Source organism: Streptomyces caeruleatus, from assembly GCF_001514235.1.
Classification (GTDB): Bacteria; Actinomycetota; Actinomycetes; order Streptomycetales; family Streptomycetaceae; genus Streptomyces; species Streptomyces caeruleatus.
In genome coordinates this window covers 502023-522194 of record NZ_KQ948925.1, presented here as the reverse complement: position 1 = coordinate 522194, position 20172 = coordinate 502023, and the positions used below count along the sequence as shown (strand labels likewise).

At 71.4% G+C, this 20172-nt stretch carries 18 protein-coding genes and 3 pseudogenes; 12 read left to right on the top strand and 9 right to left on the bottom strand.

What is annotated here, in order from left to right; all coding sequences use genetic code 11:
- Positions 1-40 precede the first annotated feature (40 nt).
- The 3 genes from AQJ67_RS07200 to AQJ67_RS07190 form a co-directional block, all read right to left on the bottom strand.
- Positions 41-562: an NUDIX hydrolase gene (locus AQJ67_RS07200; protein WP_062717200.1), complete on the bottom strand. Its 522-nt coding sequence runs from the start codon at positions 560-562 to the stop codon at positions 41-43.
- Positions 559-1518: an SMI1/KNR4 family protein gene (locus tag AQJ67_RS44830; protein ID WP_062717199.1), complete on the bottom strand. Its 960-nt coding sequence runs from the start codon at positions 1516-1518 to the stop codon at positions 559-561. Before AQJ67_RS44830 ends, AQJ67_RS07200 begins: the two co-directional genes overlap by 4 nt.
- A gap of 205 nt (positions 1519-1723) precedes the next feature.
- Entirely contained in the window at positions 1724-2311 is a 588-nt protein-coding gene (locus AQJ67_RS07190; protein WP_208614927.1) for a hypothetical protein, read from the bottom strand.
- A 525-nt stretch (positions 2312-2836) separates the two neighbouring features.
- Here AQJ67_RS07190 and AQJ67_RS07185 point away from each other — a divergent pair.
- Both AQJ67_RS07185 and AQJ67_RS07180 read left to right on the top strand, forming a co-directional pair.
- Positions 2837-6013, top strand: a complete 3177-nt coding sequence (locus AQJ67_RS07185; RefSeq protein WP_062717197.1) for a glycoside hydrolase — start codon at positions 2837-2839, stop codon at positions 6011-6013.
- A 299-nt stretch (positions 6014-6312) separates the two neighbouring features.
- A complete protein-coding gene (locus AQJ67_RS07180; protein WP_062717196.1) occupies positions 6313-7956 on the top strand; it encodes a sigma-70 family RNA polymerase sigma factor in 1644 nt (547 codons plus the stop codon).
- A 30-nt stretch (positions 7957-7986) separates the two neighbouring features.
- Here the strand turns inward: AQJ67_RS07180 and AQJ67_RS49055 are convergent.
- The 3 genes and pseudogenes from AQJ67_RS49055 to AQJ67_RS44820 all read right to left on the bottom strand — a co-directional run.
- A pseudogene (locus AQJ67_RS49055) lies at positions 7987-9000 on the bottom strand (aldehyde dehydrogenase family protein); the annotation flags it as partial.
- Between the two features lie 22 nt (positions 9001-9022).
- Positions 9023-9733: pseudogene (locus tag AQJ67_RS49050) on the bottom strand (flavin monoamine oxidase family protein); the annotation flags it as partial.
- 32 nt (positions 9734-9765) lie between these two features.
- Entirely contained in the window at positions 9766-9945 is a 180-nt protein-coding gene (locus AQJ67_RS44820) for a TOBE domain-containing protein (protein ID WP_244190398.1), read from the bottom strand.
- 3 nt (positions 9946-9948) lie between these two features.
- On the opposite strand from AQJ67_RS44820, the pseudogene AQJ67_RS07165 reads away from it, so the two are divergent.
- From AQJ67_RS07165 to hypA, 10 genes and pseudogenes are all read left to right on the top strand, one after another.
- A pseudogene (locus tag AQJ67_RS07165) lies at positions 9949-10320 on the top strand (3-hydroxyacyl-CoA dehydrogenase family protein); the annotation flags it as partial.
- Between the two features lie 44 nt (positions 10321-10364).
- Complete coding sequence (locus AQJ67_RS07160; protein ID WP_062717194.1) at positions 10365-10976, top strand: TetR/AcrR family transcriptional regulator; 612 nt, start codon at positions 10365-10367, stop codon at positions 10974-10976.
- Positions 10977-11165: 189 nt separating this feature from the next.
- Complete coding sequence (locus AQJ67_RS07155) at positions 11166-12647, top strand: hypothetical protein (protein ID WP_062717193.1); 1482 nt, start codon at positions 11166-11168, stop codon at positions 12645-12647.
- 1 nt (position 12648) lies between these two features.
- A complete protein-coding gene (locus AQJ67_RS07150; RefSeq protein ID WP_062717192.1) occupies positions 12649-13737 on the top strand; it encodes an NADH-quinone oxidoreductase subunit B family protein in 1089 nt (362 codons plus the stop codon).
- A 49-nt stretch (positions 13738-13786) separates the two neighbouring features.
- Complete coding sequence (locus AQJ67_RS07145) at positions 13787-15580, top strand: nickel-dependent hydrogenase large subunit (RefSeq protein ID WP_062717191.1); 1794 nt, start codon at positions 13787-13789, stop codon at positions 15578-15580.
- Positions 15573-16136: a NifU family protein gene (locus AQJ67_RS07140; protein WP_062717190.1), complete on the top strand. Its 564-nt coding sequence runs from the start codon at positions 15573-15575 to the stop codon at positions 16134-16136. The genes AQJ67_RS07145 and AQJ67_RS07140 overlap by 8 nt, the downstream gene beginning before the upstream one ends.
- Positions 16133-16729 (top strand): DUF5947 family protein, encoded by a 597-nt coding sequence (locus AQJ67_RS07135; protein ID WP_062717189.1) that lies wholly within the window; start codon positions 16133-16135, stop codon positions 16727-16729. The genes AQJ67_RS07140 and AQJ67_RS07135 overlap by 4 nt, the downstream gene beginning before the upstream one ends.
- A 42-nt stretch (positions 16730-16771) precedes the next feature.
- The gene (locus AQJ67_RS07130; RefSeq protein WP_062717188.1) at positions 16772-16978 is read left to right on the top strand and encodes a hypothetical protein; all 207 of its coding nucleotides are present in this window, start codon (positions 16772-16774) and stop codon (positions 16976-16978) included.
- 22 nt (positions 16979-17000) lie between these two features.
- Positions 17001-17201 (top strand): hypothetical protein, encoded by a 201-nt coding sequence (locus AQJ67_RS07125; protein ID WP_062717187.1) that lies wholly within the window; start codon positions 17001-17003, stop codon positions 17199-17201.
- 7 nt (positions 17202-17208) lie between these two features.
- Entirely contained in the window at positions 17209-17565 is a 357-nt protein-coding gene (gene hypA / locus AQJ67_RS07120) for a hydrogenase maturation nickel metallochaperone HypA (RefSeq protein ID WP_062717186.1), read from the top strand.
- Between the two features lie 122 nt (positions 17566-17687).
- On the opposite strand, the gene hypE is transcribed toward hypA, so the two are convergent.
- From hypE to AQJ67_RS07105, 3 genes are read right to left on the bottom strand one after another with little or no spacing between them, the layout of a single operon-like run.
- Positions 17688-18758: a hydrogenase expression/formation protein HypE gene (gene hypE / locus AQJ67_RS07115; protein ID WP_062717185.1), complete on the bottom strand. Its 1071-nt coding sequence runs from the start codon at positions 18756-18758 to the stop codon at positions 17688-17690.
- A complete protein-coding gene (hypD, locus tag AQJ67_RS07110) occupies positions 18751-19893 on the bottom strand; it encodes a hydrogenase formation protein HypD (RefSeq protein WP_062717184.1) in 1143 nt (380 codons plus the stop codon). The genes hypE and hypD overlap by 8 nt, the downstream gene beginning before the upstream one ends.
- The gene (locus AQJ67_RS07105; RefSeq protein WP_062717183.1) at positions 19890-20171 is read right to left on the bottom strand and encodes a HypC/HybG/HupF family hydrogenase formation chaperone; all 282 of its coding nucleotides are present in this window, start codon (positions 20169-20171) and stop codon (positions 19890-19892) included. Before AQJ67_RS07105 ends, hypD begins: the two co-directional genes overlap by 4 nt.
- Between the last annotated feature and the right edge of the window lies 1 nt (position 20172).

Below are 20172 nucleotides of genomic sequence, written 5' to 3'. Positions count from 1 at the left end.
AGCACTGGCGCGCACTTTGACCCTTGCGGCGAAGCTGGTCTCACCTCGTATTTCCGGGCCGGCGCTCGGCGAGATAGCGGTGGAATGCCTCGCGGGCATCGGGCACGAACGCCTCATGGCGGACCAGTTCGGCGAGTTCGGGATCAGTCAACCAGTCGTGCCAGGCGATCTCCTCGGGGTCGGGTGAGACGGGTCCGGTGACGACCGCCTCGTGCAGGCCGAGCCAGTACGGGCTGATCGCGCCCGCGCAGGGGAACTTGAGCACGAACCTCGGGATCACCCGGACACCCAGTTCCTCGGCCAACTCCCGTGCGGCGGCCTCCTCGTAGGACTCACCGACCTCTACGGCCCCGCCGAGCATCCAGTTGAACCGGCCCGGGAAACGGGCGGCGTGGTCGGGGCGGCGGTGCACCAGAGTCCGTCCGGCCGGGTCGCGGCACACGACCGTCGCGATCCGATGCAGCCACCGGTGGCGAATCGCTTCGTCGCGACTGACGACGGCCACGACCTCGTCGTGCTCGTCGACCCGTTCGACAAGCTCCCTCTCCCCGGACGCGCTCATGCCAGGGGTCGCCACCGGTCCGCCTGCGCGGCATCAAGCCCCCTGCGCCACACCAGTGCCCGGCCGGCCAGGCCGGGCTTGTCCCGTGTGGCGAGGGCGGGCGCCTCCAGCATGTCGGCGGCTTCTTCCAAGTAGGTGACCAGCGTGTCGAGTTCGTCGTCGGAGTGGTCGTTGTAGCGGGACCAGTGGCCCAGGAAGCCCGTCTCGGTGTCCAGGTACAGCCCCGAGGTGCTGTCGTTCACGCTGTGGGAGACGACCGGGATCCAGGTGGGCCTCCAGAAGGTGATCCGCTCGTCTTCGGGACGGTCGGCGTCGAGGGCGTCCTGGCGGGTCTGGGCATCCATCTCGCGGCGGTGCTCGGCGACCACGGCGTCGAGTGGCATGAGGGCGTTGTTGCCCGGCAGACACCCTCCGCCGTCCACCCCGTCGTCGCCCGCCGTCAACAGCCAAAGGACACACAGCTCGACGGGTATCCGAACACCGAGTTCCTCTTCCACGGCGGCGATGGCGGCGGGCCCCGCACCCGCGCGCAGTGCGGCGGCGGAGTCGGGCGCGTTCCGCTGGAGCCAGCCCGTGACGCGCTGCCAGGCGTCGGCGACCTGCCGGACGGCCACCGCGTCGGCGGCAGGGTCGGCAGCCTGCGCCTGCGCCTGCGCCTGTGCGTGTGCCTGCTGCTGTGCGTTTTCCTCGTCCGCGGCGGGCTCGGCGACGGCGACCGGGCTCACGTACCGGATCTGGATCCGGTCGGGCTCCCGGATGTAGCCGACGGCCAGGTCGGGGCAGTCCTCGAACGGGTCGCCGTCGACCATCACGGTGAGGATGCCGGGCAGTTGGGAGGGGCTGCCCATGTCCGGGTCGTCCGCCAGGCGGCCGGCCAGGACCTTCAGTGCGTACGGAACGCCGGCCCCGAGCCCGACGGCGGTCTCGCGCAGGAAGGGAGGGATCTCGACGTTCACGGCCAGCTGCTCCTTGAGGCTCGGACGGAGGGCAGTGCCTGGCCAGTGCCTGGCGCCCCTCCACACAGTAGGACGCAGGACGCGCGCAACACCGTACGGAGATGTCCGGGAGCGCGAACGGCTCCCGGACATCAGCCCGTTGGGTCACCGCCCGTCGGATCAAAGCCCCCGTCGGATCACAGCCCTTCGGACCACAACCGTCGGATCACAGCCCGTCGCGCACCATCGCGGCGACGATCTGCACGTGGCGGTCGGCCGCCGTGTTCGAGAACTCGTTGTCGTAGTTCAGGCCGTACGGCCAGAAGTGGCCACCCCCGGTCGAGATCTTGGCGCTCGCTCCGTCGAACTGCCTGACCAGCGCCGTGGCCTGCGCACCGGTCCAGGTGCCGCTGCCGCCGAGGCGCGACCAGCCCGAGCTCGTCCCCACGCCGATGGTGTGGGCGATCTCGTGCAGCGCGGTCCGCTCGTTCATGTAGGCGCGGTTGCCGAAGCGGATGGTGCCGTTGATGTTGCCGTCGGCGGTGGGCACGCCCGGGTCGTACCGGACGGTGATGCTCTTGCCCAGGTCGCTGAGGTTGTTGTAGCGGGCCACCGCCGCGTTCATGGCCCTGGTGATGAGGTCGTAGGCCGTGCGCTGGTCCTCGGTGGGGTTGCCGGCGCGTTCGAGCGTCCAAGTGATGGTCGCAGCCGCCGACACCTGCTCCCGCGCGGCCGGAGCGGACTGCGAGGCGGCCTGGGGGGTGGCCTGCGCGATGCCCGGGCCGGTCAGCAGGGCGGCTGCCAGGGCTGCCATGACCGCCTTGGAGCGCAAGGGTATGGGCGTGTGCCGCGAGGGCATCGGGATGTGGCGTGAATTCATGGAGGGGGCCTCCTGTGGGGGGTGGGGGGGGTGTCCGTCGCGCAGGCGGTTCTGCCTCTTCTTGGGGGGGGCGACGGAAGTTCAGGCGCCGCGCTTCCCGACACCGGCGGCAGCAGGGCAGCAGGGCAGCAGGGCAGCAGGGCGAAGACGAGGGGGATCTTGTTCGATCGTGCGAAAGTCGCGCTAAATGCCAGTGCTGGCACGGCAGTTGGACCGAGCTCGGGAAAGCGCTTTCCCAGGGCTCCGGAGAGTAATGACCCTCCTTGTGCATGTCAATGAACTCGGCGAACCCTCATGTGAGGACCCAACTCGTCCGCCACCTTGACGAGTTCATTACCGTCCCTCAGCATTCCCTGAGCGCGATTCCTTCTGTTCGGTTCTGTTCAGCTCTGTGTTGTGGAAGGGAGTGCCGTGCCTCATCGGCATCGCATAGTCCGGCATCGCATAGTTCGGCGTCGCATGGTCCGGGCCTTGGCGCCGACGGTCCCCCTCGCGCTCGGCGCGAGTCTCATGGCCCCGCCCGTGGCGAGCGCGGCGGACTCGTCTCCCCGGAGCGCGGTCACCGTCCGGATCGACCCCTCCTACCAGCAGCAGGAGTTCGAGGGGTGGGGCACGAGCCTCGTCTGGTTCGCCAACGCCACCGGCGGCTATCCGGACCCGATCCGAAGACGGCTCGTCGACATGCTGTTCGGTGCGGACGGCCTCCGCCTCAACATCGCCCGCTACAACATCGGCGGCGGCAACGCCCCCGACGTCCGCACGGACTACATGAAGCCCGGCGCCACCATGGAAGGCTTCTGGAAGGCCCCCGAGGGGACGACCCAGAAGGACATGGACTGGTGGGACCCGAACGACCCGGACCACTGGGACTGGGACGCAGACGCCGGGCAGCGCTGGTGGGTGGACCAGGTCAAGGGCAAGGTCAGCCGCTGGGAGGCGTTCAGCAACTCGCCGCCCTGGTTCCAGACCGTCAGCGGCTACGTCTCCGGCGGCTTCGACGCGAGCACCGACCAGATCCGCGCGGACCGCGTCGACGACTTCGCCACGTACCTCACCCGGGTCACCGAGCGCATCGAGCAGGCGCACGGCATCGAGTTCGACACCATCGACCCGCTCAACGAACCCAACACCCCGTACTGGGGCACCCAGATCGGCGCGGACGGACAGCCCACGGGCGGGCGACAGGAGGGCGCGCACGCGGGCCCCGAGCTCCAGCAGAAGGTGATCCTCGCACTCGAGAAGGCCCTCAAGGGCGCACACACCGACGCCGAGATCTCCGCGATGGACGAGACCAACCCCGGCATCTTCACCCAGAACTGGAACGCCTACGGCACCCCCGCCCGAACCGCCGTCGATCAGCTCAACGTGCACACCTACGGCACCGGTCAGCGCACCAGCGCCCGGGACATCGCCAAGGGCGCGGACAAGAAGCTGTGGATGAGCGAGGTCGAGGGCACCTGGGGCACCGGCACCGACTTCACCAGCATGGAACCGGGGCTCGGCATCGCCACCCGGATGGTCGACGACATGCGTGAACTGGAGCCCTCGGCCTGGGTGTTCTGGCAGCCGGTCGAGGACGCCATCCCGCAGGCCGCGGCCGGCAAGAACTGGGGCAGCATCCATGTGCCGTTCAACTGCACGGCCGAGGACACCCTGGAGAGCTGCCCGATCCGGACCAACTCCAAGTTCCACACCATCCGGAACTTCACCCACTACATCCGTCCCGGCGACCACTTCGTGAAGGTCGACGACCCGTCCAGCGTCGCCGCGGTCCGGCAGAACGGCCGTGCGGCGACCGTGGTGCACGTCAACGGCGGCACCACCGCACGCTCGGTGACCCTCGACCTCTCCCGCTTCGGCAAGGTCGCCCCGCGGGCCACCGTCACTCCCGTGGTCACGAGCGGCGACGGCGCCCTGGTGCGCGGCACCCCGGTCCGGGTGACCGACCGGTCCGCCACCCTCACCGTCCCCGCCAAGTCGGTCACCACCTTCCTGGTCGACGGCGTCGGCGGCGTGGCACGGGACGCCGCGCTCGTGCAGCCCGGGCATGTCTACCGGCTCCAGGGCGCGCAGAGCGGCAAGTCGCTGACGCCGTCGGACGACGTCAGCGGTGCCGTCATCCGCACGACCGACCCCGCGAATGCCCAACAGCTCTGGTCGGTGAGGAAGTTGACGCGCGGCACGGACAACCGCGAGCGCTACGCCCTCACCCACGCCGAGACCGGCAGGCAGCTCGCCGTACGCGACAACCAAGCCGTCCTGGAGGAACCGGCCGGCGACGGCGGACAGGTCGCCGAGGCGGCGCAGTGGATCATGTCGACGACCGGTGACGGCACATGGACGCTCGTCAACGCCGCCACCGGCCGCCTGGCCGACGTCACAGGACAGTCGACGGCGGACGGCGCCAAGGTCTCCACGTACACCCCGACCTCGGCGGCGAACCAGCGCTGGACCGTGACCGACGAGACCGTGCTGCGGACCGAACCGGCCGAGGTGTTCACCGTCCCCGGGCTGCGGCCGGAGCTGCCGACGACGGCGACGCCGGTGTTCCGGGACGGCGCGCGGGGCGCTCTCCCCGTCGTGTGGAACCTCCCGCCGGACCGGAAGTGGCGCGACCCCGGGACGGTGCGGGTCAGGGGCGAGGCGACCGATCCGCTCGGGCGGCGGATCCCCGCGCAGGCGGTCGTCACCGTCGACACGATCGCCTCGACGCTTCCGGGACGCGCCAAGACCTACCTGGGCGGCACCCCCGACCTTCCGGCGACGGTCGTGGGCATCGGCCGCAACGGCGGCCGGGCCGACCTCCCGGTGACCTGGGACCCGGCCCCCGAGGGGGCGTACGACGCGACCGGTGTCGTGACGGTGCGCGGCGTCGCCCGGATCGTCGGCGGCGACACCGTCGAGGCGTCCGCCCGTGTGCAGATCACGGAGCCCGCGCAGACCAACGTCGCGGCGGACCCGGGTGTCTCGGTCGCCGCCACCTTCACCGAGAGCGGCTACTCCGCGGAGCGCCTGCGCAACGGCGACCTGACCGAGAAGGCCTGGTCCAACTGGAAGCCGGGGAACACCAAGAACCCCTCCGACACGGTCACCTTCACCCTGCCGAAGGCGCGCGACCTGAGCCGCGTCGTCGCGCACTTCTACCGGGACGGGAGCAGCGCATCCTTGCCCGAGAGTCTGAAGGTGCAGGTCCGGGAGGCCGGCACCGGAACCTGGGCCGACGCGAGCGGCCCCGTGCCGGTGGGGACGGACGGCACACCGATGGTCGACGTCCCGTTGAAGGCGGGGCCGGCGTCCGAGGTGCGTGTCGTCATGACCGCACGCCAGGGCGGCTACCTCACCATGAGCGAGATCGAGGTCTACGCCAAGGCCCCCGGCGTCTCCTCCGACGCCGCCGCCCGGTCCGTCGAGGTGTCGGGGAAGCCCGTCCCGTCGTTCGACCCGGACACGACCACCTACCGCGTCGTCACCGAGACCCCGAGCCGCAGCCGGGTCACGGCGACGGCACGCGATCCCTACGCGACCGTCGCCGTCGACCGTCTCGACGAGCCCGGCGGGGCGGTGTCCGTCGTCACCGTGACCAGTGAGGACGGGTCGCAGTCGCGGACGTACCGGATCCGGCTCGTGCGACGCTGAGTTCGCCGACGCCAGATGAGGGGCAATAAGGTCAACAGCGACGATTCCAGAGCAAAAGCTCTGAACGTGCACGTACCATAACTGCCCCTCATCTATGCGGCATTGCCCTGCATTCCGCGCCTCCCTGCCTGCTCGGCAGCGGTCCGTCCCCCTCGATGTGACGTTCCCCATTGCGCCGCTCGGCGGGCCCCACGAGTCTCTCGTGGAACATGCGTCCGAAGAACTGTTATCCCGAGCCCACCGATCGATCTCCCAGGCATCGGACAGCATCGTTCGGCGTCGAGGACAGGGAAGTTTTGATGAGTGGTACAGAGCGCACGAGGGAGTCGGCGGCACTGGTGACCGCTGCCCGAAGCGGCGATCCGGAGGCTCAGGACGCCCTGGTCAGCGCTTTTCTCCCGCTGGTCTACAACATCGTGGGACGGGCGCTGAACGGCTCGGTCGACGTCGACGACGTCGTGCAGGACACCATGCTCCGGGCCCTCGACGCGCTGGGCGGTCTGCGTTCCCCCGAGAACTTCCGGTCCTGGCTCGTGGCCATCGCGATGAACCAGGTCCGGGCGCACTGGCACGACCGGCAGTCCGCCCCGGGCGCGGTCGAGGAGGCCGAGGACCTCGCCGACCCGGGCGCCGACTTCGTGGACCTGACCCTGGTGCGGCTCCAGCTGTCCGGCCAGCGGCAGGAGACCGCACGCGCGACGCGCTGGCTGGAGCCGGACGACCGGGGTCTGCTGTCGCTCTGGTGGCTGGAGTGCGCCGGTGAGCTGACGCGGCCGGAGGTCGCCGCGGCCCTGGAACTGTCGCCGCAGCACACGGCGGTGCGGGTGCAGCGGATGAAGGCGCAGCTGGAGGCGGCCCGTGTGGTGGTGCGCGCGCTCGACGCGCGGCCGCGCTGCCAGGAACTCCAGGGCGCGCTGGCCTCCTGGGACGGCCGGCCGTCGGCGCTGTGGCGCAAGCGAATAGCCCGGCATGCCCATGGTTGTGGTCATTGCTCCGGATTGTGGACCGGGCTGATGCCTGCCGAGGGGTTGCTGGCCGGTCTGGCGCTGGTCGCCGCGACGCCCGCCCTTCTGGACAGTGTGCTGTCCGCCGCGGGTGGAATGGCTCTGGCCGGGTCCGCGTCCCGGCTGCCCTCGTCCGCGGGGTCCGGCGGTTCGGGCCCCGGATCAGGACACCGTGGCGGGCGCGGGCGTGGGACCTCCCGCACCGAGGCCCGCCGACGCCGGCGGATCCGCCGCCGAGTCGTCGGCGGTGCCGTGGTCGCGGCCTGCGTGGCGGGCGGTGGCCTGTGGTACTTCGACACGGAGCCCGGGACCGGTGGCACCGAGGAGGCCACCGCCTCGCGGACCGCCGGCGCCCCCGTCGTGGACATGCCGGAACGCGAGCCCCTCGAGACCTCTCCCTCGGCCTCGAAGTCCCCGTCGCCGTCCGCCTCGCCCGCCAAGAAGGCGAAGCCGTCCAAGTCCCCGAGCCCGACCAGGAAGAGCGTGCCGACTTCCCGGCCGTCTCCTCGCCCGACCCGGACCGCGTCCAGTACGCCCCGGACACAGGCGGCCCCCACGGGCGAGGTCGCCCAGGTCGTCGCCCTGGTGAACAAGGAGCGGTCGGCCGCCGGCTGCGGCCCGCTCCAGGAGGACCCGCTGCTCAACAAGGCCGCGCTGGGCCACTCCGAGGACATGGACGCCCGCGACTTCTTCGACCACACCAACCCGGACGGCGCGGACCCCGGGCAGCGCATCACCGCCGCGGGCTACACCTGGTCGACGTACGGGGAGAACATCGCCCAGGGCCAGCAGACCCCGGAGGCCGTGATGGAGGCCTGGATGAACAGCCCCGGCCACCGCGCCAACATCCTCAACTGCGCGTTCAAGGACATCGGCGTCGGCATCCACAAGGGCGCCGGCGGCCCCTGGTGGACCCAGAACTTCGGCGCCAAGCAGTGAACCCGGTAAGCGCCTCGGGGGCCTCAGCCATCACAGCATGACGTGCTTGACCTGCGTGTAGTCGAGCAGCCCGGTGAGGGAGAGGTCACTGCCGTAGCCGGAGTGGCGTACGCCCCCGTGCGGCATCTCCGACACCGTCGTGCCGTGCGTGTTGACCCAGACGATGCCGGTGCGCAGTGCGCGGCTCGCCCGCATCGCCCGGTCGTGATCGCGGGTCCACACGCTCGCGGCGAGACCCTGGGTGACCCCGTTGGCCAGCCGGAAGGCCTCGGACTCGTCGCCGAACGGCTGGACGGTGAGGACCGGTCCGAACACCTCGCACCGTACGATCTCGTCCTCCTGCCGCGCCCCGGCGACCACCGTGGCCCGGTGGAAGTAGCCGGGGCGGTCCAGGGCCGCACCGCCGGTGACGACCTCGGCGTGATCCGGGAGCCGCTCCAACAGCCCGCACACGTTGGCGAGTTGGGCGGCGTTGGCGAGCGGTCCGAAGTCGGCGTGCTCGTCGTCCGGGGAGCCGGGCCGCAGTCGCGCAGCCCGGTCGGCGAAGAGCTCCAGGAACCTGTCGTGGATCCGCCGGTCGACCAGGATCCGGGTCGCGGCCGTGCAGTCCTGGCCCGCGTTGTAGAAGGACAGCGACGACAACTGCTCGACGGCGTCGTCGAGATCGGCGTCCGCGTGGACCAACACCGGTGCGTTGCCGCCGAGTTCCAGGTGCAGTCGCTTGAGGTCGGCGGCCGCCGCGGCGGCGATCTCCTGTCCCGCACGGACACTTCCGGTGACGGCCACCAGCCGGACGTCCGGGTGGGCGACCAGGGCCCGCCCGGTGTCGCGCTCGCCGCACACGACGTTGAGCACGCCGGCCGGCAGATGCTCGCCGGCCAGCCGGGCCAGCAGCGCGGCCGACGACGGAGTGGTGTCGGACGGTTTCAGGACGACCGTGTTCCCGGCGGCCAGCGCGGGCGCGACCTTCCACACGGCCATCATCAGCGGGTAGTTCCACGGGGTGATCTGGGCGCACACACCGACCGGCTTGCGCCGCAGCACCGGTGCACCAGTCGGGGCGGACGTCCAGGGCGGCGACGGGGGAGCCGAGCCGGATGCGCGGGCCGAGTTCGCGGCCCATGACCTCGGCGAGCGTCGCCGATCCCTCCGCGAGCCGCAGGCCCTCCCAGTCCTCGTAGTCGTAGTCGCCCAGGCCCGAGCCGGGCACGGCCGCGCTCTTGCGGAGCGCTGCCAGCAGGGAGATCCGCTCGTAGGAGCCGCCGGCCAGGGCGAGTTGGCCGATGTCCCAGAGGCGGACTACGGCGGGCGTGGCCTGCCGGGAGCGCAGCCAGTCGGCCACCGACAGCCAGTCCAGGGCGGTCGCGTCCGGATTCGACCAGGGGTCGGCGGGGTCGACTGTGGCGGCCAGGGCGGAGAACTCCGCGCCGAGGCGCTCGTGCAGGCCCGCGTCCCCGGGGCCGAACCAGTGCGGTGGCTCGCCGGCCGAGCGGCCTTCCGGCGTGGCCCGGGTCATCCGGCCGGGTTCGGCGACATAGCTGGGGACCAGCTCAAGGCCCAGTTCCTTGGCGAGTCGGAGATAGGCGGTGTGCCCGTGGCCGACGACCTCGCTGCCCAGCTGGACGGTACGGCCGTCGGGTGTGCGGGTCTGCTCGACCCGGCCGCCGGCCCGGTCGCGGGCTTCCAGGACGAGCACGTCGGTGGCGGCGGCGGCCAGGTCCCGGGCGGCGGAGAGCCCCGCCAGCCCGGCGCCCAGCACGATCACGTCGTGATGCATGACTTCGCTTTCGTCAGAGATGTCGGGGGTGTTCAGGCCAGGACCAGGCAGTGCTCCGGCCGCCACCCGAACTCCACCGTCTCCCCGCCGCACCACCGGTCCTCCATGCGCGCACGGGCCGTGTTCTGCTCCAGCACCGACAGCGTGACGCCCGGGGCGAGTTCGATCAGATAGGTCGTGGTCGGACCGCTGTAGACGGTCTCGCGGATCACGCCGGCAAGGAGGTGGTCCGCACCCGCGACAAGGCCGGGTTCGTCGTCAACGCGCTGCTCGTGCCCTATCTGCTCGCCGCCGTCCGCATGGTGGAGTCGGGCAGCGCGAGTGTCGAGGACGTCGACCGCGGCATGGTCCTCGGCTGCGCCCACCCGCTCGGCCCGCTGGCCCTGACCGACCTGATCGGCCTGGACACCACCCGGGCCATCGCCGAGTCGCTGTACGCCGAGTTCCGCGAGCCGCAGTACTCGCCGCCCCCGCTGCTGTCCCGGATGGTGGAGGCCGGACTGCTGGGCCGGAAGTCCGGGCGGGGCTTCCACGTGTACGACGGACAGCCGCGGCGCGAGACACCGGTACCGGCGAGGCGGCCGTGAGGGAAAATGGTCACGGCGAACGACCGTCCAGCGAGGGGAGCCGCATGTCCACCAAGGTGCGCACGGCAGACACACGTGAGCGCATCCTGGCCGCGGCGTGCGAGGTCATCGCCGAGATCGGCTTCGAGAAGATCCGCATGCGCATGGTCGCCGAGCGGGCCGGGGTGTCGACGGCGCTGCTGCACTACCACTTCGACACGCGCGAGAAGCTGTTCACCGAGGCGATGACCCACTCCTTCGCCAACACGGCGGTCGACGTCGAGCGCGACGCGGAGACGGCCCCGGCGGCGGTCATCCTGGCCCGCATCGTGCGCAACCTGCTGCCGACCGACCCCGAGCTCCACCAGGACTGGCGGCTGTGGCAGGAGCTGTGGGTGCGGGCGCTGCGCGACGAGACCACCCGGGTCTTCGCCGTGGACCTGTACGCGCAGCTGCACGCCTGGGTGGGGGACGCCGTACGGCGCGGGATCGCGTCCGGCGAGTTCACGCCGACCGACGTGGACGACCTCGCCACCCTCGTCCTGTCCCTCAGCGACGGCTACGGCATCCGCCTCATGCTGCGCGACCCGACGGTCACCCTCGACAAGGCCCTCACCTCCATCTGGCGCCATGTGTCCGCCGCGCTCGGCCTGCCGGAGTCGGTGCCGTCGGACTGAGGCCCACGACCTCGTCGACCGAGCCCGAGCCTGCTCCTGGTTCCTGCCCGCACCTCCACCCACACCCACTCGCATCCACGCTCCCTTCCCCGAATGGCCCAGTGACGCTGCGCCGGAGGAGGCGAGCGTGGGTGAGTGATGTGAGCGTGGTGGAAGGGATGCGCGTGCACAGGGCGACGAGGAGGCACGATGTCGGTGGTACGGGCAGAGGGCGGCACCGCATGCGCTGACCCCGAGGGCGGCTTCGAGCAGCTGAGCGCCGTCGCCGACGCCGTCCTCTACGAGGGCTACCTCCTCTATCCCTACCGGCGCTCCTCGGCCAAGAACCGCGTCCGATGGCAGTTCGGGGTGCTCTTCCCCCGGGACTGGGTCGAGGCGGACGGCCCCGTCGTCCCCGGCGTGTCCGGCTCCGCCGACTCCTGGTACCAGCGCACCGAGTGCCTGGTACGGGTGCGGCGGCCCGGGGCGACCGTACGACTGCGGGTGCGCTGTCTGCAGATGCAGCGCAAGCAGGTGGAGGAAGCCGCCCCGGACGGCGCCCCGCGCCCCGTCGCGTCGCTGCGGACCGACGACGGCACGACGCATCTGACCTTCGACGAGGCGGTACCGCGCGAGTTCGACGCCGAGTTCGCGCTGGACGACCTGCTGCAGGGCGAGCGCACCGTGGCGGTGAGAGCGCCGGCCGGTGCGGACGTCGAACCCCTGCCGGCCGGCGCCGGACGGGTGGTGCGCAGCCGTGAGGAGGTGCGCGCGAGCGTCACCGTAGTCGCCGAGCGGCTCGCGCCGGACCTCTGCCGCCTCCGCGTGCGCACCACGAACACCGGCCCGGCACCGGATCCCCGCACCACACGCGACGAGGCGCTGCGCGGAGCGCTCATCGCCACGCACACCCTCATCGGCGGGGACGGCGGGGACGGCGGCGACGGCGTGCGGTTCGTGTCGCTGACCGACCCGCCCCCGGAGCTACGGGCCCATGCGGCCGCCTGCCGCAACGAGTTCACCTTCCCCGTCCTCGGCGGCGAACCTGCCGAGCCCGGGGAGCCCGGCGAACCCGAGGACACGACCGGACGCATCCTGCTGTCTGCCCCGATCATCCTCCCCGACCACCCCCAGGTGGCCCCGGAGAGCCCCGGCGACCTGCACGACGCGGCGGAGATCGACGAGATCCTCACGCTGCGCACGATGCTGCTGACCGACGAGGAGAAGCAGGAGGCCCGGGCCACCGATCCGCGCGCCGCCGCGATCCTCGACCGGGTCGACACCATGCCCCAGGAGGTCTTCGAACGGCTGCACGGCGCCGTCCGCTCCCTGACGCCGGTCACCGCCCCGGCGACGCCGGCTCCCGTCGGACGCCCGGCCTGGTGGCAGGAGGGCGCCGACGACGGGCTCTCCCCGTCCACCGACACGGTGCTCGTCGACGGCGTACCCCTCGGCGGCGGCAGCCGTGTACGGCTCCGGCCGCGAGGACGGGGCGCGGACGCCCAGGACATGTTCCTGGCCGGGCGGACCGCCGAGGTGGCGGCCGTCTTCCACGACGTCGACGGCAGCGTGCACCTCGCCGTCACCCTCGACGACGATCCAGCGGCCGAACTGCACTCCTGGTACGGCCGTTTCCACTACTTCCGGCCCGACGAGCTCGAGCCACTCGACCCATGCAGCGGAGGCCGATGACATGACAACGCACAGCAGCACCGCCGAGGTCAGCGAAGAACCCGCTCGCGCCGAGGAACGGGAAGGCTTCGACGAGATCACCATCCTCTGGATCTCCGAGGGCATGAGCTGCGACGGCGACACCGTCTCCCTCACCGCCGCCGACCAGCCCTCCATCGAGGACCTGGTGCTCGGACTCATCCCCGGCCTGCCGAAGGTGAACCTGGTCAACAAGGTGCTCTCGCCCAGCCTGGGCGGCGAGGACTTCCTCGCCCCCTACCGGGCGGCCGTACGCGGCGAGCTGGCCCCGTTCATCCTCGTCATCGAGGGCTCGATCCCCAACCAGAACATCATCGAGGGCGACGGCTACTGGACGTCCTTCGGCAACGACCCCGAGACCGGCGAGCCGCAGACCCTGAACTGGTGGATCGACCAACTGGCCCCCAAGGCCTGGGCGGTGGTCGCCGCCGGCACCTGCGCCACCTTCGGCGGCATCCACGCCATGTCCGGCAACCCGACCGGCTGCATGGGCCTCGCCGACTACCTCGGCTGGGACTACCGCTCCACGGGCGACCTGCCGGTCGTCAACGTGCCCGGCTGCCCGATCCAGCCCGAGAACTTCATGGAGACCCTCGTCTGGGTCCTCTACCACGCGGCCGGCTCCGCGCCGCCGCCCCCGCTGGACCACATGCTGCGCCCGCAGTGGCTGTTCGGGAAGACGGTCCACGAGGGCTGCGACCGCGGCTCGTACTACGAGCAAGCCAGCTTCGCCAAGGACTACAACTCGCCCAAGTGCCTGGTGAAGACGGGCTGTTGGGGGCCGGTCGTCAACTGCAACGTGCCCAAGCGGGGCTGGATGGCCGGCATCGGCGGCTGCCCGAACGTCGGCGGCATCTGCATCGGCTGCACGATGCCCGGCTTCCCCGACGCGTTCATGCCGTTCATGGACGAGCCCCCGGGCGGCACCCTGTCGTCCCTGGCCATCAAGCCGTACGGCGCCGTCATCCGCCGGCTGCGCGGCATGACGAACGAACTCGTCAACCACGAGCCCAGATGGCGCCACAACAAGCGCAAGCTGACCAGCGGCTACGACCCGCGCTGGCGCCCCTGACGAAGACCGTCACCCCACCCACCACCGACCACGAGGGGCAGTACCGCAGATGACCACCACCGAGGCCCGGCCCACCGAGCGCAAGCCGCCACAGCTCGTGGACATGTCCTGGGATCCGATCACCCGGATCATCGGGAACCTGGGCATCTACACGAAGATCGACTTCGCCAACCGGGAAGTCGTGGAATGCCACAGCACCTCGTCGCTCTTCCGCGGCTACTCGGTGTTCATGAAGGGCAAGGACCCGCGCGACGCGGGCTTCATCACGTCCCGGATCTGCGGCATCTGCGGCGACAACCACACCACCTGCTCCGACTACGCCCAGCAGATGGCGTACGGCGTCAAACCGCCCCCGCTGGCCGAGCACATCGTCAACCTCGGCGAGGCCGCCGAGTACATGTTCGACCACACGATCTTCCAGGACAACCTGGTCTTCGTGGACTTCTGCGAGGCGATGGTCAAGGCCACCAACCCCGGTGTGCTGGCCCGCGCCGAACGCACCGAGTCGCCCCGGGGCGAGATCCACGGCTACCGCACGATCGCCGACATCATGCGGGCCTTCAACCCCTTCGAGGGCGAGGTCTACAAGGAGGCCCTGAAGGTCAGCCGGGTCACCCGCGAGATGTTCTGCCTGATGGAGGGGCGGCACGTCCACCCGTCCACGCTGTACCCGGGCGGCGTCGGCACGATGCCGCAGCCGACCGCGTTCACCGACTACCTCGCCCGTCTGATGCGGGTCATCGACTTCGTGAAGAAGGCCGTCGCCATGAACGACGACGTCTTCGACTTCTTCTACGAGGCGCTGCCCGGCTACGAGGAGGTCGGCCGCCGCCGCGTCCTGCTGGGCTGCTGGGGCGCCTTCCAGAACCCCCAGACCGTCGACTACCGCTACGAGAACATGAACTCCTGGGGCAAGGACATGTACGTCACCCCGGGCATCATCGTCGACGGCGAACTGGTCACCAACAACCTCGTCGACATCAACCTCGGCCTGCGCATCATGCTGGGCAGCTCCTACTACGAGGACTGGGTCAACGAGTCGCCCTTCGTCACGCACGACCCGCTCGGCAACCCCGTCGACATGCGCCACCCCTGGAACCAGACCACCGTCCCGGTGCCGCAGAAGCGCGACTTCGACGACAAGTACAGCTGGGTGATGAGCCCGCGCTGGTACGACAAGCGGACCGACTCGCACCTCGCCCTCGACACCGGCGGCGGCCCGCTCGCCCGGCTGTGGTCGACCGCGCTCAGCGGCATCGTCGACACCCCGTACGTCAAGTCCACCGGCCACAGCGTGCGCATCTCCCTGCCCAAGGGCGAGACCCTGCCGGAGACCACCTTGGAGTGGCGCATCCCGCAGTGGAGCAACACCATCGAACGCGACCGCGCCCGGCCGTACTTCGTCGCCTACGCCGCCGCCATGGCCCTGCAGTTCCTCGAAGAGGCCATGGGCATGGTGCGCGCGGGCGAGACCAAGGTGTTCGAGAACTACGAGGTGCCCGACGAGGCGATCGGCTGCGGCTTCCACGAGGCGGTGCGCGGCGTCCTCTCCCACCACCTGGTGATCAAGGACAAGAAGATCGCCAACTACCACCCGTACCCGCCCACCCCGTGGAACGCCAGCCCCCGCGACATGTACGGCACCCCCGGCCCGTACGAGGACGCCGTCCAGGGCCAGCCCATCTTCGAGGAGAACGGCCCGGACGACTTCAAGGGCGTCGACATCATGCGCACGGTCCGCAGCTTCGACCCCTGTCTGCCGTGCGGCGTCCACATGTACGTGGGCAAGGGCAAGACGCTCACCACCCTGCACTCGCCCACGTACGGGGCGAACCATGGCTGAGGCCGCCACCACACGGCTGGCCGATCCGGACGTCGAGGCCCGGCTCGCCCGGCTCGACGACCTCCTGGAGGGCCTGGCGTCCGCTCCCGGCCCCACCACGCGCTCCGCCACCGAGGCCGTCGGCCTGCTGACCGAGGTCTACGGCGAGGCGCTGGCCCGCGTCATGGACCACGCCGACGGCCGGCTGGCCGAGCTGCTCGCCGGCGACGAGCTGCTGGGCCACCTGCTGGTCCTGCACGACATCCACCCCGAGTCCGCCGAACTCCGGGCGGCCCGCGCGGTCGAGCGACTGCGTCCGGCCGTACGGGAACGCGGTGGCGACGTGGAGTGGGCCGGAGTGGAGGGGCAGGTGGCCCGGGTGCGGCTGACGTCGGGCGGCGGCGGGTGCGGATCGGGGTGCGGTTCCGGGGCGACGGACGTCACCGAGGCGGTCCGTGCCGCGGTGCTCGCCGCGGCGCCCGAACTGACGGCGGTGGAACCGCTGACCGCCGCGGCCCCGGCGCCGGCCCCCGCGTTCGTACCCCTGACCACGCTCACCCACCGGGGCGCACGGTGACCACCGACGGAGCGCTGGCCCGCCTCATCCGCTCCTCGGCCGATCGTACGGCGACGGCCGGGGCGGAGACCTGCGACCTGTGCGCCGCGCCGGTGCCCGACGAGCACGCCCACCTGTACGACACCGGGCACGAGGAGGTGCGCTGCGTCTGCGGCCCCTGCTCGGTGCTGTTCGCCGAGACCGGGGCGGGCGACGGCCACTACCGGCTCGTACCCCGGCGCCGGATCCGGCTGCCCGAGGTCGACACGGCGGCGCTCGGCGTACCCGTCGGCCTGGTCTTCTTCGTGCCCCGGGCGGACGGCACCGTCACCGCGGAGGGGCCGAGCCCGGCCGGGGCCATGCGATGGGAGGTGGACGCGGCGGCCTGGCGGCGGCTGGCCGGGACGTGTCCACCGCTCGCGACCATGGAACCCGAGGTGGAGGCTTTGTTGGTGAACACCGTCCACGGCCTCGACCACCACTGGATCGTGCCGGTCGACGACTGCTACCGGATGATCGCCGTCGTCCGCCGGGAGTGGCGCGGCCTGTCCGGGGGCGGCCGGGTCTGGCCGGCCGTCGAGCGGTTCTTCGAGGACCTCACCGAGCGGTCCTGAGCACGTACTCCGCAGGTCGGAGGCGAGGAAGGAGATCACCCCATGGGCAACATCAGAGTGGGCCGGGCGCAGGCGAAGCCCGACACGCCCGCGCACGTGTCCGGTATGCACCAGGGCAACCACGGGCGGTACAAGGACCAGAAGGGCCACCACGAGGACGGCACCGCCGACGCGCGCCGCTCCACCGGGATCCATTGGAAACGGCATGACGTTCTCGCGGAGACCATGCCGAACATCCCGCCGGGATGACAGAGAGCAGGGAGTCGCCGGAATGAAGGTCCAACGAGCACGACGGTCGGCCGCCACGGGTCGACGCACCGGGACCAGCGGACAGCGGGTGCTGATGGCCGAGGCCGCCCTGGCGGGCGGCCTGGTCCTGGCGCTGCTGCTCTGGGAGTTGCCCAGCCTGCGGCGCGAGGCGCGGATCTGGCGGATGGCCGGCGGTTTCCGCGCCGGTCGCCGCTACCCGTGAGCCGGCCGTGCACGAGTTGTCGATCGCGACCGCGATCATCGAGCGGGCCGGCGAGCTGGCCCGGGCCGACGGGGCGGAAGCCGTATCGGCGGTGACCGTCCGGGTCGGCGAACTGGCGGGCGTCGTCCCCGACGCCCTCGACTTCGCCTTCGAGGTGGCCCGCGACGGCACCGCCCTCGCCGGCGCCCGGCTCGTGGTCGAGCGGATCCCCGCGCAGGCCTGGTGCGGCCCGTGCGCCGAGGAGTTCGCGGTGGGCACGCCCCCGTTCTTCTGGTGCCCGCGCTGCGACCACCCCTCCACCGACCTGCGCAGCGGCCGGGAACTGGAGATCACCGGGATCGAGCCGTCACCGGCCCCGGCCTAGCACGCAGCGCGTCATGTGCGTGGGCCCCGCCGAACACGTCGGCGGGGCCCACGGCTCGTTGGACCGGATCACACGTCCGGGCCGGATCACACGTCAGGACCGGATCACACGTCCGGCCCCGATCAGCAGATGCGCGGCAACTGCTCGCCCAGCGGCAGATCCACCACCCGCGTCCCGCCGAGCCCGGTGGCGACCACGACCATGCCGGGATGGTCGGCGACGCACTCGCCGATCAGCGTGGCCCCGGCGCCCTGCGGATGGGCGCGCATCGCCGCGAGGACCTCCTCCGCCGCCGACGGAGGGACGAAGGCGACCAGCCGGCCCTCGTTGGCGACGTAGAGCGGGTCGAGCCCCAGGAAACCGCAGGCGTTCGCCACCGCGTCCGGCACCGGAATCGCCCGCTCCCGCAGCCGGACCCCGGTCCCGGACGCGCGGGCGATCTCGTTGAGGGACGCCGCCAGACCGCCCCGGGTGGGGTCGCGCAGCACATGGAGGTCCGGGGTGACCGCCAGCATGGCCGCCACCAGATCCGCCAGCGGCGCGGTGTCGCTGGCCACCTCCACCCCGAACTCCAGCCCCTCCCGCACGCTCATGATCGCCACCCCGTGCAGCCCGATCGGCCCGCTGACGATGACCGCGTCCCCGGGCCGCGCCCGCTGCGGCCGGATGTCCACCCCGTCGGGCACCAGCCCCATGCCCGCCGTGGTGACGTACACCCCGTCACCGTGCCCGGACTCCACCACCTTGGTGTCACCCGTGGCGACGGCGACCCCGGCCGCCTCGGCCGCCGCGCCCATCGCACGCGCGATCCGCGAGACCACGGTCAGCTCCACCCCCTCCTCCAGCACGAAGGCGGCGGAGAGATACGCCGGCCTGGCACCGCTCATCGCCAGGTCGTTGACCGTGCCGTTGACCGCGAGGTCACCCAGACACCCACCCGGGAAGAACAGCGGCCTGACGACGTAGGAGTCGGTGGAGAACGCCAGCCGCGCACCGCCCAGTTCGAGCACGGCGGAGTCGCCGAGCCCGGCGAGGACGGCGTTGCCGTAGGCAGGGGCGAAGACCTGCTCCATCAGCTCCGCCGACAGCGCACCGCCTCCGCCGTGCCCCATCACCACCACACCCTGGTCGCGCAGCGGGGCCGGGCAGGTCCAGTCGGCCGGGTCGACCACCTCGGCTACTCGCTCAGGCAACGGGAGCCACCTCCTCCTGCGTGGCCCCGCCGGAGCGCGGCGTCGGGGCGTTCATCCGGCGGTAGAGGTAGTAGGCGGCACACGCCCCCTCGCTGGAGACCATCGTGGCGCCGAGCGGGGTGCGCGGAGTGCACGTCGTGCCGAACGCGGCGCACTCGGTCGGCTTGATCAGGCCCTGGAGCACCTCACCGCTGCGGCACTCGGCGGGTTCCTCGGTCCGGATGCCCGTGACGTCGAAACGGTGCTCCGCGTCGTACGCCCGGAAGGCCTCGGTCAGCCGCCAGCCGCTCAGCGGGATCCGTCCGATACCGCGCCAGTTGCGGTCGGTGACCTCGAACACCTCCTCGATCATGCGCACCGCGGCCGGATTGCCCTCCTCGCGCACGGCGCGCGGGTAGGCGTTCTCCACGCGGTGCTCGCCGCGCTCCAACTGGCGCACCGCCCGGCGGATGCCCTCCAGGATGTCCAGCGGCTCGAAGCCGGTCACCACCATCGGCACCCGGAACCGCTCGGCGAGCCCGGGGTACTCGGCCATGCCCATCACGCTGCACACGTGCCCGGCGGCCAGGAAGCCCTGCACCCGGCACTCGGGCGCCGTCATGATCGCCTCGACGGCCGGGGGCACCCGCACGTGCGACACCAGCAGGCTGAAGTTGGACAGGCCCAGGCGCCGCGCCTGGTGCACGGCCATCGCGTTGGCGGGGGCCGTGGTCTCGAAGCCGATCGCGAAGAACACCACCTCCCGGTCCGGGTTGCGGCGGGCCAGCTCCAGGGCGTCCAGCGGCGAGTAGACGACGCGTACGTCCCCGCCCTCGCCCTTGACCCGGAACAGGTCGCGGTCGGTGCCGGGCACCCGGAGCATGTCGCCGAAGGAGCAGAAGATCACGCCCGGCCGTGCGGCGATCTCCAGCGCCTTGTCGATGACCTCCAGCGGCGTGACACAGACCGGGCAGCCGGGACCGTGGATCAACTCGACCTGTTCGGGCAGGAGTTGGTCGATGCCGTGCCGGATGATCGAGTGGGTCTGGCCGCCGCACACCTCCATCAGCGCCCAGGGCCGGGTGGCGATGGCCCGGATCTCGTCCAGCAGCCGCCGGGCCAGCTCGGGGTCGTTGAACTCGTCGATGTACTTCACGGGGTTCCCGCCTCCTTCGCCGCCTGCTCCCAGGCGTCGCCGAACTCCTCCTCCAGCAGCCCCAGCTCCTCGAAGAGCTTCAGCGAGGCCAGAGCCGACTCCTCGTCCAGGCGCTGGAGCGCGAAGCCGACGTGCACGATGACGTACTCACCGACCCGCACGTCGGACACGTACTCCAGACACGCCTTCTTCTGCACTCCGCCGAAGTCGATCAGCCCGGTGAGCGGATCCGCGGTGTCGTCGATGGCCACGACCTTGCCGGGCACTGCCAAGCACATG

What these genes read in the sequence shown, in the direction of transcription:
- AQJ67_RS07200 (WP_062717200.1), bottom strand. Translation starts at nt 562, where the DNA reads ATGAGCGCGTCCGGGGAGAGGGAGCTTGTCGAACGGGTCGACGAGCAC.
- AQJ67_RS07190 (WP_208614927.1), bottom strand. Translation starts at nt 2,311, where the DNA reads ATGGCAGCCCTGGCAGCCGCCCTGCTGACCGGCCCGGGCATCGCGCAG.
- AQJ67_RS07185 (WP_062717197.1), top strand. Translation starts at nt 2,837, where the DNA reads ATGGTCCGGGCCTTGGCGCCGACGGTCCCCCTCGCGCTCGGCGCGAGT.
- AQJ67_RS07180 (WP_062717196.1), top strand. Translation starts at nt 6,313, where the DNA reads ATGAGTGGTACAGAGCGCACGAGGGAGTCGGCGGCACTGGTGACCGCT.
- AQJ67_RS07160 (WP_062717194.1), top strand. Translation starts at nt 10,365, where the DNA reads ATGTCCACCAAGGTGCGCACGGCAGACACACGTGAGCGCATCCTGGCC.
- AQJ67_RS07155 (WP_062717193.1), top strand. Translation starts at nt 11,166, where the DNA reads ATGTCGGTGGTACGGGCAGAGGGCGGCACCGCATGCGCTGACCCCGAG.
- AQJ67_RS07150 (WP_062717192.1), top strand. Translation starts at nt 12,649, where the DNA reads ATGACAACGCACAGCAGCACCGCCGAGGTCAGCGAAGAACCCGCTCGC.
- AQJ67_RS07145 (WP_062717191.1), top strand. Translation starts at nt 13,787, where the DNA reads ATGACCACCACCGAGGCCCGGCCCACCGAGCGCAAGCCGCCACAGCTC.
- AQJ67_RS07140 (WP_062717190.1), top strand. Translation starts at nt 15,573, where the DNA reads ATGGCTGAGGCCGCCACCACACGGCTGGCCGATCCGGACGTCGAGGCC.
- AQJ67_RS07130 (WP_062717188.1), top strand. Translation starts at nt 16,772, where the DNA reads ATGGGCAACATCAGAGTGGGCCGGGCGCAGGCGAAGCCCGACACGCCC.
- AQJ67_RS07125 (WP_062717187.1), top strand. Translation starts at nt 17,001, where the DNA reads ATGAAGGTCCAACGAGCACGACGGTCGGCCGCCACGGGTCGACGCACC.
- AQJ67_RS07105 (WP_062717183.1), bottom strand. Translation starts at nt 20,171, where the DNA reads ATGTGCTTGGCAGTGCCCGGCAAGGTCGTGGCCATCGACGACACCGCG.